Origin of the sequence: Neorhizobium petrolearium (genome assembly GCF_029854435.1) — a bacterium.
Classification (GTDB): Bacteria; Pseudomonadota; Alphaproteobacteria; order Rhizobiales; family Rhizobiaceae; genus Neorhizobium; species Neorhizobium petrolearium.
Genome location: NZ_CP123000.1, coordinates 2,306,801 through 2,321,289 on the forward strand (window position 1 = coordinate 2,306,801; position 14,489 = coordinate 2,321,289).

Annotated in this window: 13 protein-coding genes; 9 read left to right on the top strand and 4 right to left on the bottom strand. The window is 61.4% G+C overall.

All coding sequences use genetic code 11. From position 1 onward, the window contains the following. The first annotated feature begins 1 nt into the window (after position 1). From QEO92_RS11630 to QEO92_RS11665, 8 genes are all read left to right on the top strand, one after another. Positions 2-415, top strand: coding sequence for a Rieske (2Fe-2S) protein (locus QEO92_RS11630; protein ID WP_037147673.1), 414 nt, complete (start codon positions 2-4; stop codon positions 413-415). A gap of 39 nt (positions 416-454) precedes the next feature. Further along, the gene (locus QEO92_RS11635; protein ID WP_227703110.1) at positions 455-1,474 is read left to right on the top strand and encodes an ABC transporter substrate-binding protein; all 1,020 of its coding nucleotides are present in this window, start codon (positions 455-457) and stop codon (positions 1,472-1,474) included. 177 nt (positions 1,475-1,651) lie between these two features. Continuing rightward, positions 1,652-3,262 carry an ABC transporter substrate-binding protein gene (locus QEO92_RS11640; RefSeq protein WP_227703111.1) on the top strand — a complete coding sequence of 537 codons (1,611 nt, stop codon included), beginning with the start codon at positions 1,652-1,654 and terminating at the stop codon, positions 3,260-3,262. A 43-nt stretch (positions 3,263-3,305) separates the two neighbouring features. Continuing rightward, a complete protein-coding gene (locus QEO92_RS11645) occupies positions 3,306-4,295 on the top strand; it encodes an ABC transporter permease (RefSeq protein WP_227703112.1) in 990 nt (329 codons plus the stop codon). Next, entirely contained in the window at positions 4,292-5,122 is an 831-nt protein-coding gene (locus tag QEO92_RS11650; protein WP_227703113.1) for an ABC transporter permease, read from the top strand. The genes QEO92_RS11645 and QEO92_RS11650 overlap by 4 nt, the downstream gene beginning before the upstream one ends. Next, complete coding sequence (locus tag QEO92_RS11655) at positions 5,119-5,901, top strand: ABC transporter ATP-binding protein (protein WP_227703114.1); 783 nt, start codon at positions 5,119-5,121, stop codon at positions 5,899-5,901. The genes QEO92_RS11650 and QEO92_RS11655 overlap by 4 nt, the downstream gene beginning before the upstream one ends. Beyond that, entirely contained in the window at positions 5,898-6,695 is a 798-nt protein-coding gene (locus QEO92_RS11660) for an ABC transporter ATP-binding protein (protein WP_227703115.1), read from the top strand. Before QEO92_RS11655 ends, QEO92_RS11660 begins: the two co-directional genes overlap by 4 nt. Continuing rightward, entirely contained in the window at positions 6,685-7,779 is a 1,095-nt protein-coding gene (locus QEO92_RS11665; protein ID WP_227703116.1) for a pyridoxal-phosphate-dependent aminotransferase family protein, read from the top strand. The genes QEO92_RS11660 and QEO92_RS11665 overlap by 11 nt, the downstream gene beginning before the upstream one ends. Here the strand turns inward: QEO92_RS11665 and QEO92_RS11670 are convergent, their stop codons facing one another. The 4 genes from QEO92_RS11670 to QEO92_RS11685 are packed head-to-tail and all read right to left on the bottom strand — an operon-like array spanning position 7,780 to position 12,372. Further along, on the bottom strand, positions 7,780-9,336 hold the full coding sequence (locus QEO92_RS11670) for a VOC family protein (protein ID WP_227703117.1): 1,557 nt from the start codon (positions 9,334-9,336) through the stop codon (positions 7,780-7,782). After that, positions 9,333-9,461: a hypothetical protein gene (locus QEO92_RS11675; RefSeq protein ID WP_265105687.1), complete on the bottom strand. Its 129-nt coding sequence runs from the start codon at positions 9,459-9,461 to the stop codon at positions 9,333-9,335. Before QEO92_RS11675 ends, QEO92_RS11670 begins: the two co-directional genes overlap by 4 nt. After that, on the bottom strand, positions 9,462-10,460 hold the full coding sequence (locus tag QEO92_RS11680; protein ID WP_227703118.1) for a TRAP transporter substrate-binding protein: 999 nt from the start codon (positions 10,458-10,460) through the stop codon (positions 9,462-9,464). Between the two features lie 16 nt (positions 10,461-10,476). Next, complete coding sequence (locus QEO92_RS11685) at positions 10,477-12,372, bottom strand: TRAP transporter large permease (RefSeq protein ID WP_227703119.1); 1,896 nt, start codon at positions 12,370-12,372, stop codon at positions 10,477-10,479. A gap of 260 nt (positions 12,373-12,632) precedes the next feature. On the opposite strand from QEO92_RS11685, the gene QEO92_RS11690 reads away from it, so the two are divergent. Next, a complete protein-coding gene (locus QEO92_RS11690) occupies positions 12,633-14,486 on the top strand; it encodes an ABC transporter ATP-binding protein (RefSeq protein ID WP_227703120.1) in 1,854 nt (617 codons plus the stop codon). The last annotated feature ends 3 nt before the right edge of the window (positions 14,487-14,489 follow it).

A 14,489-nucleotide genomic window follows, 5' to 3' on the forward strand; every position in this document is an offset into this window, starting at 1 on the left:
AATGGCTCGTCACGTCGTCGCAAGGGTCGATGAACTCGATATCGGCAAATCCAAACTGGTGAAGGTCGCAGGCCGCGACATCGCCCTCTTCAACGTCAAGGGCGAATTCTTCGCCATCGCCAACCGCTGTCCGCACGAGGGCGCCGATCTCTGCCGCGGCCAGATGGTGGGCCTGGCTGAATCCGACGAGCCTGGCCAGTACCGCATGACGCGGCACGGCGAGCTGGTACGCTGCCCCTGGCACGGCTGGGAGTTCGACATCCGCACCGGGAAATCCTGGTGCGATCCGGCGCGCACCCGTGTGAAAAGTTTCGACGTCACCGTCGCCAAAGGCGGAGCGCTCACGGAAGGCCCTTATCAGGCCGAGGTCTTTCCGGTCTCCATCGACGAGGACTACGTCGTCGTGGAGATCTGATGACGCCCGAAATCACAGCGAATATTCCAGGGAGGAGAAATGTCGCTTATCAAGAAATTCACTGTATTGGCGCTCGGCGCAATACTCGCAGGACCTGCGCTGGCGCAGGATGCCGACTGGGACAAGGTGGTGGAAGCCGCCAAGAAAGAAGGCACCGTCACCGTCTATAACTCGCAACTCGGCGCGCCGAACTTCGTCGCCGTCGTTGAATCCTTTCAGGAAAAATACGGCATCAAGGTCGAATCGCTCGATGTGCGCGCCAGCGAACTGACCGAACGCCTGCGCTCCGAACAGGCTGCCGGCCGCTACATCGCCGATATCCAGATGCATTCGGCAAACTCGATTGAAACGGGAAAAAACCAAGGCATCCAAATCGAGCCGCTCGGTGAGATTCCGAACGTCGCCAAGATTCGCGACGACATGAAAAAAGAAGTCGCCGACGATCACGTGCCCGGCTTTTTGCAAGCCTATGGCATCCTGGTGAACACCGGCCTCGTGAAACCGGAGGATGAGCCGAAGAGCTGGAAGGACCTCGCCGATCCGAAGTGGAAGGGCAAGATCCTCTCCGACGACATGCGCCCCCTCGGCTCCGGCGGCACCATGTTCGTGGTCTTCAACAAGACTTTCGGCCAGGAGTTCAACGAAAAGCTGGCTGAAAACAAGCCTGTTTTCAGTCGGGATCTCCGCAATGATGCCCGTCGCGTCGCCCGCGGCGAATATCCGGTCTACATCCCGCAGATGTTCGCCTTCGCCAATGACTTGCAGGGGCTGCCGATCAAGGTGATCGTGCCGCCGGAAGGCGTTCCCTATGTGTCGATCCATTTCGCCATTATGAAGAACGCGCCGCATCCCAACGCGGCAAAACTCTTCATCAACCATTTCCTCGAAATGGAATCGCAGGTGACCTACGCGAAGGCTTGGATGCTGCCTGTGATCAAAGGCGTCGAAGACCAGCTCGATCCGGAGTCGAAGCGTTTCGCCAGCGCCAAACTGCTCGGCACCCGCGAGTTGGACGAATATGGTCCGATGATGGACCTTGCCAAGAAAATCTATCCGTAAAGGTCCTCCCGGCCTTGAGGGGTCTGGCGGGACGTCCTGCCGGACCCTTTTTTATCGATACGACCCGGTTTCGACCGGGAATTTGTTCCCGAATGCGGCTCGGCGAAATTTCCTGCCTGTGCGACTGGCGATTTCGCTGGCAATATCCGTCGAAAATGTTGGACGCAGGAGAGAACAATGTCGATCGCAAGCCTTTCAAGACGAACCCTTTTTCAGGCTGGCGCCGCGCTGCTCGCTTCGACCGCCCTGCCGAGATTTGCGCGCGCACAGAACGCACCGTCCGGTGGTCGGCTGATCGTCGCGGCCGACTCGGAGCCTAAAAATCTGAACCCCGCGATCGTTGCCTCGAACGGCGTGTTCTTCGTCGCCAGCAAAGTGATCGAACCGCTCGCGGAAGCCTCGTTCGAGGGCAAGGACGGGCTGTCTCCCCGGCTTGCAACCTCCTGGGAAGGTTCTCCGGACGGCAAGTCCGTTACGTTCAAGCTGCGCGAGGGCGTCAAGTGGCACGACGGCAAGCCTTTCACCTCCGCCGATGTCGCTTTCTCCGCGCTCAGCATCTGGAAGCCGCTGCAGAATCTCGGTCGCCTCGTCTTCGCCAATCTGGAGACCGTCGATACGCCGGACGAGACGACTGCCATCTTCCGGTTTTCGAAGCCGACGCCGGTGCAGCTCATCCGCAACGCGCTGCCAGTCGTCAGCAGCGTCGTGCCGAAGCACGTTTATGAAGGCACGGACATTGCGACCAACCCGGCGAATACGAAGCTCATCGGCACCGGTCCGTTCAAGTTTGCGGAATACAAGCCCGGCGAATATTACCGTCTGACGAAGAACGAGGACTACTGGGCAAAGGGCGAACCAAAGCTCGACGAAGTGATCTTCCGTGTGCTGCCGGACCGCGCCGGTGCCGGTGCGGCTCTCGAGGCAGAAGAAATCCAGCTTGCCGCCTTCTCGGCCGTGCCGCTCACGGATCTTGATCGCATTTCCAAAGTGCCGGGCATCAAGGTCATCTCCAAGGGCTATGAGGCATTGACCTATCAGCTCGTGGTGGAGATCAACCATCGCCGCAAGGAGCTCGCCGACCTCAAGGTGCGCCAGGCGATCGCGCATGCGATCGACAGGAAATTCGTCGTCGACACGATCTTCCTTGGATATGCCGTCGCCTCGACCGGGCCGGTGCCGAAGAACGCGCCGGAATTTTATGACGCCGACGTGCCGACCTACGATTTCGACGTCGCCAGGGCCAATGCCCTGCTCGATGAGGCCGGGTATCCGAAAGGCGCCAATGGCACGCGCTTCTCGCTGAAACTCCGGCCCGCTCCCTATTTCAACGAGACGAGGCAGTTCGGCGATTACCTGCGCCAGGCGCTCGCCGCGATCGGTATCGAAGCGCAACTCGTCAATGCGGATTCCGCTGCCCACCAGAAGGCTGTCTATACGGATCACGATTTCGACCTGGCCGTCGCCCCGCCCGTCTTTCGTGGCGATCCGACGATTTCCACCACCATCCTCGTTCAGTCCGGCATTCCGGCGGGCGTGCCCTTCTCCAACCAGGGCGGTTATGCCAGCAAGGAGCTCGATGGCATTATCTCCAAGGCGGCGGAGACGATCGATACGGCGGCGCGGACGGAGCTCTACAAACAGTTCCAGAAGATCGTCGCCGCCGACCTGCCGCTGATCAACGTCGCCGAATGGGGCTTCATCACAGTCGCGCGCGACACGGTACTCAACGTCTCCAACAATCCGCGCTGGGCAGTATCGAACTGGGCGGATACGGCGCTGCAATCGTGATAGGCTTGGCCTTGGAAATCCGAGTCCCGAGGTTTCAAGCAGCGTGAACCGTGCCCTTCGATTGATCAGGCGCCGCGCGATCAGCAGCATTCCCGTGCTGCTGATCGTCGTCGTATTGACCTTCCTGCTGCTCGAATCCGCCTCGGGCGACGCCGTCGATGCCTATCTCCTGTCGATCGGCGGCGGAGATGCCACGGTCGCGCGAGCGCTACGCCAGGCCTATGGTCTCGACCAGTCCATGTTCGCCCGCCTCTGGCTCTATGCCTCGTCGCTGGCGCGGCTCGATCTCGGCTGGTCGGTCGCCTTCGGCCGGCCGGTGCTCGACCTGATCCTCGAACGCCTGCCGAACACGCTGCTCCTGATGGGCAGTGCCACGGTGCTCTCCTTCGGGCTAGGGTCTACACTTGGCATCGTCGCCGGTGCAAAGCCGGAAAGCCTCGCAGATCGAACGCTCTCGGTCGTCTCCCTTGTTCTATACGCAATCCCGAGCTTCTGGCTCGGCCTGGTGCTGAGCATCATATTTGCCGTGCAGCTCCGCTGGTTGCCGACCTCCGGCATCGAGACGATCGCTTCCGGCAAGACCGGACTTGCCCGAGCCGGTGACATCGCCACGCACCTCGTTCTGCCTGTCGGCACGTTGGCGCTCATCTATGTGGCACTCTTCCTGCGAGTCATGCGGGCCGGCATAGCAGAGGCTTGGACGCTGGATTTCGTGCTCTTCGCCCGCGCCAAGGGCCTTTCCCGCACCCGCATCGTGCTGCGCCATGTGGCGCGCAACGCGCTCCTGCCGCTCGTCACCATGCTCGGTCTGCAATCGGCCGCCATGCTCGGCGGCAGCGTCGTGATCGAGAGCATCTTTGCCATTCCGGGCTTTGGACGACTGGCCCAGGAAGCGGTGAGCGGCCGCGACGCGCCCCTGCTCATGGGCATCATCGTCGTCAGTGCCGTGCTGGTTATCTGCGTCAACCTGGTAATCGACATCATCTATGCCGCACTCGACCCTCGGGTCGGCGCCTCGGAGCGGGGCCAATGAAGCTCATCCGAAATCTTAGCAGAACGCCGGAAGGTGCCGTTGGGCTGTGCATTTTGGCTATCCTTGCTCTAATCGCAATTCTCGCCCCCGTGCTGTCTCCCGGTGATCCGCTGCATATCGCCGGACGTGCCCTCCTACCCCCCTTTAGCGACCCGAATTTCCCGCTCGGCACCGACCGGCTCGGCCGCGATGTCGTGGCTGGCATCATCCATGGCACGCGCACCTCGCTCCTGGTCGGCATCGCCGCCGCGTTGGCAGCCATTACCATCGGCCTTTGCGTCGGATTGACAGCGGGTTTTGCCGGCGGCCTCATCGATGAAGCGCTGATGCGTGTAGTCGATGCCTTCCAGATCGTGCCAAGCTTCCTGCTGGCGCTGGCTTTCGTCAGCGTCGTTGGCGCCTCGGTGCCCATTGTCGTACTGGCGATTGCGCTTGGCGCCTGGCCAAACCCGGCGCGGCTCACGCGCGCGCAGGTTCTGTCGATCAAGGAACGGGATTACGTCGCCTCTGCACGGGTGATCGGCATGCACCCGGTGGAGATTGCATTGAAGGAAATTCTGCCGAATGCGCTGCCGCCGGTTCTGGCGCTGTCTGCCATCATCGTCGCTGCGGCGATCCTGACCGAAGCAGCCCTCTCCTTTCTCGGCCTTGGAGACCCGAACACGGTGACCTGGGGATCCATGATTGCCGAGGGGCGCAATATCCTGCGCTCCTCGCCGTTTCTGTCGATCTTCCCCGGCATCGCGCTGGTCATTACGGTCGTCGGCGTCTACCTCTTCAGCGAGGGGCTGACCAAGGCTCTTGCCGGGCGGAGGATCGAAGCATGACCGTGCTTTGCAGGATCGGCGGCCTTTCGGTTGTCTATGCCGGTCAGCCGGCGCCGGCCCTGGACGCGGTTGATCTCGACATCCTTGCCGGCGAACGGCTGGCGATCATCGGCGAAAGCGGCTCCGGCAAGAGCACGCTGGCGCGCGCCATCGCCGGGCTCCTGCCGTCCGGCGCGCGCGTGACTGGCGAAATGGAATGGTCAGCCGGCCATCCACCACATCCAGGCCGCGAGCTCGGCTTCGTCTTCCAGGACCCGTCTTCCAGCCTCAACCCCGTTCTGACCATCGGCGAACAGGTGGCTGAGGGCGCTCGCCGGCATCTTGGCCTTCCGTGGTCGGCCGCCTATGCCCAGGCGCTGAAGATTCTGGAAAAAGTTCGTATCCCGCAACCGGAAAAGGCATTGAGAGCTTTCCCGCACCAACTTTCCGGCGGTCAACGCCAGCGCGTCGCGATCGCTGCGGCGCTAGTTGCAAAGCCGAGCTTTCTCATTGCCGACGAAGCGACCAGCGCGCTCGATATGGTGGTGCAGGCGGAGATCGTGGCGCTGCTCGGCGATCTGGTCAAAGAAGCCGATATGACGCTCCTGTTCATCACCCATGACATCGCTCTGGCTTCAGGTTTCGCGGATCGCGTCGCAATCTTCAAGGATGGCCACCTAGTCGAAGCCGGACCGACCCTTGCGGTCCTTTCCTCCCCGCGGGAGATCTATACGCAAACGCTGATCGCCAGCCATCGCGACCTCTCCACACCACCCCTGATCAAAGAGCCTGCCTCATGACCTTGCTCTCGATCGAAAACCTCTCGAAACGCTTTTCGTCCGGCGGCCGCGACATCGCGGCGCTCAAGGACGTGTCGCTGACAATTGCCGACGGAAAGACGCTCGGACTCGCTGGCGCTTCCGGCAGCGGGAAATCGACGCTGGCGCGCATCCTCATGCGGTTGATCCCACCGGATGCGGGCACGGTCCGCTTCGAGGATGAGGACTGGTTGACACTTTCGGGTTCCGACCTCCGCCGTCGTCGCGCGAAAATTCAGATGGTCTTCCAGGATGTGCTCGGCGCGTTCAATCCACGCGCCACGGTCGCCTCCGTGCTCGACGATCCGCTGCGCATCCACGCCATCGTGCCGAAAGCCGAAAGGCCGAAGGAGATCGCTGCATTGCTTGACCGCGTCGGCCTGCCTGCAAGTTACGTTGCGCGCTCGATCCGCGAAGTGTCTGGTGGTCAGCGGCAGCGGATAGCGATTGCCCGCGCCATTGCCACCCGACCGTCGCTGATCGTTTTCGACGAGGCGGTCTCGGCGCTCGACGTTTCCATTCGCGGCAAGATTCTGGAATTGCTGGTCGAGTTGCAGGAAGAGCGGGGCATCGCTTATCTCTTCGTTTCCCACGATCTCGCCGTGCTGCGAGCCGTCTCCCACCGGATTGCCGTCATGGATGCCGGACGGCTGGTAGAAAGCGGTCCGGCGGAGCAGATGATCGAGAATCCGCAATCTCAGGCGGCAAGAGCCTTGATTGCGGCAGTGCCACGCCTCGTCATCGAACCAACGAGAGATTCCGCCCATGACGTCTGAAACCTGGAATCCATTGAGCACTGCGCCGCCGTTCCCGGCCGTGCGCTATGCCTCGATTGCCGATCGCATCGCAAAGGTCCTCGGGACGCGCAACGACGTGCTCCTTATCCAGGCAGAAGCCGTTGTTGCGCTGGAAGCGGTCGCGACGAGCCTTGCGCGCCCCGGCCTGAAAGTGCTCAACATCGTCACCAGTCCTTATGGCCTCTGGTTCGGCAACTGGCTGAGACGCGGCGGGGCCGACGTCATTGAGCTGGCGGCAGAGCCGGCTCGTCCGATCGACGTGGAAGCCGTGGAACGGGCCTTGAATGCCCATCCGGACATGAAGGTTCTGGCGCTCTGCCATGCGGAATCAGCAAGCTGCATCCTCAATCCGATGGAGGATATCCTCGCTCTCGCCCGCGCCCGCGGCATCGTGACGATCGTTGATGCGGTAGCCTCCGTTGGCGGCCACGACCTGAATGTCGATGAACTGGGCGTAGATATCGCCATCATCGGTCCGCAGAAATCGCTGGCCGGCCCGGCCGGGCTTTCGGCACTTTCCGTCAGTTCCGCCGCCTGGCAACTGATCTCCCGGGAGGGCGGTCCGACGGGCTCCATTCTTTCGCTTCTCGACCAGAAGATCTGGCTCGACGCCGGCCGGGGCACACTTCCCGGCACGACGGCGCCTTTGGAATTTTTCGCGCTTGAGGCTGCTCTGGATCGGCTCGAAGCGGAAGGTCTGGCTTCTGTCATTGCACGGCATGGCCGCGCTGCAAGGGCGACGCATGCTGGACTGATTGCGCTGGGCGCCGAGCCTTGGGTGAAGCCGGAAAAAGGTTCGCATCTCGTCACCGCTGTCGAGCTTTCTGAGGCCGCCGACCCCAAAGCGCTGCTTGCCGCAGCCGCTCCGCTCGGCATGGAGTTTTCGATCGGCGTCGGACCGGGAGCAAACCGCCTGATCCGGCTCAACCACACCGGCTTGCGGGCCCGTTTCGACATCGTGCTTGGCAATGTCACTGCGTATGGAATTGGTCTCAGGCGATTGGGATTCAAGGCGGATATCGCCGCAGCCGTCGAGGCGATCGCTCTCCACTACGGCGACTGATCAGACGCCTTTTTCGGCCAGCCAGTTGCGGACGATCTCCTCGTCCTCGCGACCGAGCCCATGATTTGCGTCGAGTTTTTTCGCCGCCACCTCTGCCCCCGCCGCGCGAAGCCGGTTTTCCAGCTCCGGCGTAAGCGGGCCGTAAAAATCGTCGGTCGCGCTGAGCGAAAGGACCTGTGTCCCCGAGAGGTCGACCACCGGCTTTTCCTCGAGCACGTTCATCGACCGCAGCAAGACCGCCTTGCGGATCAGGGTCGGATGAAGCTGCATGACCGCTCCGATCATATTGCCGCCATTGGAATAGCCGACGAAAGCAGTTCGGGAAGGATCCACCCCGTAAGCCGGAGCCAGTTCCTCAACGAAAGCGACGAAGGCTTCCGTTTCGGAAAAGATCTCCTTCTGGTCGAACGTCACCTGGTCGAAACGGCGGAAGAAGCGCGGATAGCCCTCGTCCGTCGAGCGTCCGCGAATGCCGATCAGCATGGCGTTCGGCGCAACCTTGCGTCCGAAGGGCAGCATGCTGGTTTCGTTGGCACCGGTTCCGTGCAGCAGAACCAGCGTCGAGCCATCCCATCTTTCCGGCATATGGATGCGGTGCACGAAAGGCAGGTCGCGATAAATAACCCGCTCCTCCCCGGGCAGGCCGAATTGCGGCAGCATGACCCGAAGTGCATCGTGATCCGCGTTGAAATGCTTCGGGATGAAGAGCCGCGTGCCAAGCGTTTCGACTGTCTCGTCGGTCGTAAAACCGGGTCCATCGCTTGCAAGCTCGATCAGAGTGCCGCCCGGCTCACGCACATAGAGCGAATAGAAATAGTGCCGGTCATGCATGTTCATCTCACCGTCGCCTTCAGCCCGGAGGGCGGCATGCGCAGCCTCGACATGCGCTTTGTCGGACGCACGAAAAGCGATGTGGTCGATCGTGCCCGCGCCCGGCGCAGCGGTCCAGAAACCATGGGCATCACGGACATCGACAATATCCTGCGCATCCGAAACCAGCCGCTGGATATTGCCCTCCTTCGGTCCGAACCTCAGCCCCATATGCCGGATCAGGAATTCCGCAGTCTCCACCGGCTTTTCGGAGAGGATCGTCGCACCGCGTAGCCCGCGAATTGCATCCGTCTCGGAGATACCGCCGCCTTTCCACCAGATCCAGGGTGATGTCTCTTCCACGCCGACCAGCTTGACGATGATTCCGTCCGGGTCGGCGAGCCTGAGCACCGGTTCGCCGAATTCCTGTGCCGGCCCGCTGAGCTTGACGTTGAATTGCAGCGCCCGCGTCAGCCAGAAACCGATTGCCTCCGGCGCGATCGCAAAACTGATCTCGCTCGGCGCGCCATGGCCGACGCGTCCCAGCGAACCATCTTCCCAGGCAAGGAATGTTACGAGCGAACCCGGCGATGCCGCCCCGTCACCATAGAACAGGTGAAGCTGTTGCGCGTCCTCGAAACCTGCCGTGCGTTTCACCAATCTGAGACCCAGGAAGCCCACGTAGAAATCGACATTCGCCTGAATCTTGCGGGTAATGGCCGTGATGTGATGCAAGCCGCTGGTCATACGCTGATGAAATCCTTCTGTTGACGGACGAAGACCGTTTTGATGCCAATCAGATAACGGTACTCGTCGCGCGCCTGCAATTCGTCAAGCGTCTCGATTGCCGGTGCAGATATAGGAGTCCGCATTCATGCCGCCTGGACAGCCTTGATCCGGTCCAAGCCGCCGACGATGCCGGCAAAATCCCGCCACACCCCTTGAGCGCCCTTCTGCCATTCCTCGAAGGCTTCCGGCTTCAAGAGCTTGCCGCCGTTCTTGAGCGACTGTTCGGCGGAAGCCGTCTCATCTTCGACGATCAGTTGGTTGAAATAAACTGCTCCTTCTTGCGACGCAGCCAGAAAGACCGCCTTCTGCTCATCATCGAGACGGTTCCAGAAGCTCGTGGCATAGAAAATCACGCCGGAAGCCCAGATGTGACCGGTCTCGGTCATATAAGGTACGACCTCGTAAAGCTTGAAGCCGGCATAGGCAGACTTGGTCAGGTCCATGGCATCGGCCACCCCGGTCGAGAGCGCGTTGTAGGTCTCGGTGATCGGAATACCGACGGGCGTCGTACCGAAAGCACGCCAGAGCCTGGTGTGGAGCGGGCTCTGGATGACGCGGATCGTCTTGCCCTTGAGCTGCTCAGGACGCGTGACCGGCTCCTTGGTGAGCAGATGCCGGGCACCGTAGTTTATGAAGCCGCCGATCACGAAATTCTGGCTGGCGAGCTTTTGTTTCAAATCTGCACCGACCCTTCCATCCACCGTTCTGCGAACGTGGTCGCTGTCACGGAACAGAAAAGGCAGATCGAGGATCTGCAACTCCGGCACCCAGCCGGAGAGCGACGAGACCGTTGAAAGGCTTGCCTGTACCGAGCCGAGACGCGCACCTTCGGCCACTTCCTTCTCGCCACCGAGCGCGCCGTTCTTGACGACGTTGAATTTGAATTGTCCCGGCAGCTTGGCCTCCACAAGCTCGCCGATCCTCACCCAGACCTTGGTCTCCGGCTTGTCGTCGCCAAGAAGCGAAGCGACCGTGATCGTCGTGGTGCGGGCTGCCGCGGTGCGAACGTAAACAGGCGCGGCAAGCGCGGCACCGGTTGCGGCTGCGGTCTTCAAAAGTGTACGGCGGTTGAATTTTTCCATGCCAGGAATTCCCGAGTTAGAAGATGGTGGCCCAAGCGCACAGGATCGCCAGGGAAGTAAGCAGAGCGACGAGATAAGGCAACACGGCGCGGAACAGCGCGGATGCCGGAACGCGCGTGACACCGCTGACCACAAAGATCAGCATGCCGAGCGGCGGTGTCAGGCCGTGGATCATCAGATTCACGACGATAATGACGCCGAATTGGATGGGATCGATACCGGCAGAAACGGCAGCAGGCAGCAGGATCGGGCCGAAAAGAAGAATAGCGGCACCGATATCCAGCACGAGCCCGACCGCCAGCAGGATGACGTTCGACAGGATGATGACCGCCAGCGCGCTGCCCCCGAGAATGGTCACGAAATCGGAGAGCAAGCCGGAAACATCGTCCACCGCCAGCAGGAAGGCGAAAGGACCGGCCGTGCCGATCAGAAGGCCGATCGCTGCAGCTTCCGTCGCAGACTGACGAAAAGCCGAGAAGAGCGCGCCGAAACCGATCCGTCCCCAGAGCCCCAGCAAGAGCGCGTAGAACGCAGCCAAGGCCGCGGCCTCCGTCGTCGTAACGATGCCGATCCGAATCCCCAACACGACGATGATGCCGAGCCCGAAGGCGGGAATGGCGGAAGCCGCTGCCTGCCAGCGCGCAGAGGCAGTCGCGCGCGGCCGCGTGACCTGCTCGCGCACCGTCAGGTGGATGGCAACAGCAAGGCAGATCGCCATCAGCGCGCCAGCGAAAAAGCCGCCGACCAGCAGCGAACCGACCGAAAGATTGGTAGCGGCAGCAAGGATGAGGAATGCGATCGAAGGCGGGATGACGTTATCGAGCACCGAGGTCGCAGCGATGATCGCCCCCGCCTGCGCCGGTGGATAACCGTGCTTGACCAATTCCGGCTGGAAGGTCGAAGCGCCGAAAGCTGCATTGGCAACGGAAGAACCCGAAGCACCGGAAAAGAGCACGCTGGTCAAAAGCGTCGTCTGCGCCAGTCCCGCCCGGCGATACCCGACCATCGAAGCAGCGAAGCGCACAAGCTGATTGGCGGCGCCAGATGCGGTCAGCAACCCACCCACAAGCAGGAAGAAAGGGATGGCAAGCAGCAGGAATTTCGACATGCCGGTAACGGTCGTCGAAACGATAGCCGGCTCCGGCAAACTGCTTCCGAAAGCGATCGCCACATAAGCTGCCGCGAGAAAGGCGTGCGCCAACGGGGCCGCCAGCACCAGTCCAAGCCCGGCGACCAGCGCGAGAAACAGGCTCGGCGGCAGATCCGTATCGAAGAGAACTTCCGGCACGCCGAAATAGAGCGCCGTACCCAGTGCGAGAGAAATCAATACGGCAATCGCCTTGCCGTCCATGGCCCTCTGAAGCAGAAGCATGAGCAGGACCAGCCCGCCGCCCGCCCCCAGGAAACCGAACCGGATCCATTCAGGCAGACCCAAGGTCGGCGAAACGCCGCCGAGCATGACCACGATCTCCGCACCACCGAAAATCAGGATCAACGCAGCCAGCACGGTGAAGACGTCTGCAAGCACCTCGGCGACCGGCGCCAGACGCTCTGGCAGTAGCCGGACGAAGGCATCGAGCCGCATGGCAAGCGCACTTTTCAGACTGAGTGGCGCGCCGAGCGAAATCAGCGCCACATGCATCCAGATACCCGCGTCCTCGGCCCCGATAAGGCCCGTACTGAAGAAATAGCGCAGGCATACGCTGGTCAGCACGACGAGAAGCAATCCCGCGAGGACGGTAGCGGCAAGCATACCGAGAATGGCCTCGATCGCCTTCAGCGCCAGGGCGGCTACGCCAGCCTGTCGCAGCGGTTCGGCGATTTCGGACTGATTGCTTGTCACCTTTTCCCATTCCAGCGAGAGGGCCGGATGCCGATCATGGCAAACCGAGACCGGAAAATGTGCCAGCATCACGCGATAGCTGGCACGCTGTCAGGCCTTTTCGCGCATACGGCTATCCTTCTCAAGCAACGATATGTCGAAACTCGTTCGATCCGGAAAATTCATGCGCAACATCGGCCGAAAATCCTTCACCAGGAGCATGCTTTTCAGTGCAAATCTGTTGACTGATCACCGTGGTTATGCTGCCTAGATTAAGTGGAGAATCCCCGTCTCAGAATGGCCGTCTCGAGTATTTGTCCGGCCGATTGATTCATTTTTGGAATAATACCGTGAGCAGCGATGCAACAGTTCGCGTTGCGAAGCCGTCGGCTTCGTTGGCGCTGGTGAAGGCGGCAGGCTGGGGCAAAGGCCTCTCGATCCTCACCCGCATCACCGTCATGGCCTTCCGCCATCCCTGGCAAGCGGGTTTTGCGATCGTCGCAACCCTGATCGCTTCAACCTTCCAGCTGATGATTCCGCAACTTCTTGGGCAGGCCGTGGACCACACGCAGGTGGTGCTGACGGGAGGCGACGCCGGACAACAGGCACAGGATGCGCTCCTGACGACCGCTCTCTTCCTGCTCGGTGCGAGCGTGCTTCGCGGCATCTTCACGCTGATCCAGAATTATTATAGCGAGGCCGTCGGGCACCATATGGGCTATCGGCTTCGCCTTGCGTGTTACGAAAAGATCCAGCGCCTCTCCTTCAGCTTCCACGACAGCATGCATTCGGGCGATCTGATCACGGTCGGTCTCCTCGATCTTGAAGGCGTGCGCATGTACTTCTCGACGGCCTTGGTACGCATGGTCCTGCTCACCATTCTGATTGGCATCGGCGCCTATCTGCTTATCTCGACCGATATTGTGCTCGGCCTTCTGGCTTTGAGCTTCGTGCCTTTCGTCGGCTGGCGGTCGTCCGTCACGCAGCTTAGGCTGCGTGCCACGTGGCTCGACCTGCAGGAGCGGCTTTCAGTGCTCACCCGCGTGATGGAGGAAAATCTCGGCGGCATCCGCGTCGTTCGTGCCTTCGCCGCCCAACAGCATGAACTCGACAAGTTCGAGACAGCGTCGAAGAGCGCGGTGTCACTGGCGCATCAGCGCGTCGGCATCCGGGTGGCCAATACCAGCGCCATGACGCTCTCCTTCTTCGCTTCTATGGGCCTCGTTCTCTGGGTCGGCGGCACCAAGGTGATGGCCGGCGAGATGACCGTCGGCACGCTCACCTCCTTCCTCACCTTCATGACCATCCTGCAGATGCCGGTGCGCCAGCTCGGCCTGATGGTCAACGCTTTTGCCCGCGCCTCCACCTGCGGTGCACGCCTGTTCGAACTGCTCGACCTCGATATCGCCATCAAGGACGAGAAGGGCGCCAGGGACCTTGAAACCACGGACGGCACGCTCCGCTTCGAGCATGTGAATTTCGCCTATCCCGGCGCCGAAAAGCATCAGGTCCTCACCGATGTGACCTTCGAAGCGAAGCGCGGCGAAACAATTGGCATCGTTGGCCCGCCGGGCAGCGGCAAATCCACCCTCGCCCATCTGATCCCGCGCTTCTACGACGTCACCGACGGCCGGATCACCATCGACGGCCAGGATATCCGCAAGGTTACGCTGCAATCGCTGCGCCGCGCTGTGGCGGTCGTGCAGCAGGATAGTTTCCTGTTCACCACCACCATCGAAAACAACATCGCCTATGGCGATCCCTGGGCGAAAGAGAGCCGCATTGAACGGGCCAGCGAGAGCGCCCAGCTCCACAATTACGTGCTCGGCCTGCCGACCGGTTACGGCACTGTCGTGGGCGAACGGGGCGTCTCGCTCTCCGGCGGCCAGCGGCAGCGCCTGTCGATTGCCCGTGCCCTGATGTTGCGCCCGGCGGTGATGGTCTTCGACGATTCCACCGCCGCCATCGACGCAGGGACCGAACAGCGCATCCGCAGCGCCATGCGCAGATATGCCGCCGACCGGGTGACCATTATCGTTGCTCATCGCCTGAGTTCGCTGATGCATGCCAACCGCATCCTGTTCATGGAAAACGGCAGGCTTGTCGAGAGTGGCACGCACGAAGAACTTCTTGCCTTGGGCGGACGCTATAAAGCGCTCTACGATCTGCAGGTGCGTCCCGGCGACGAAGCGCTGACGGCCTGAGGG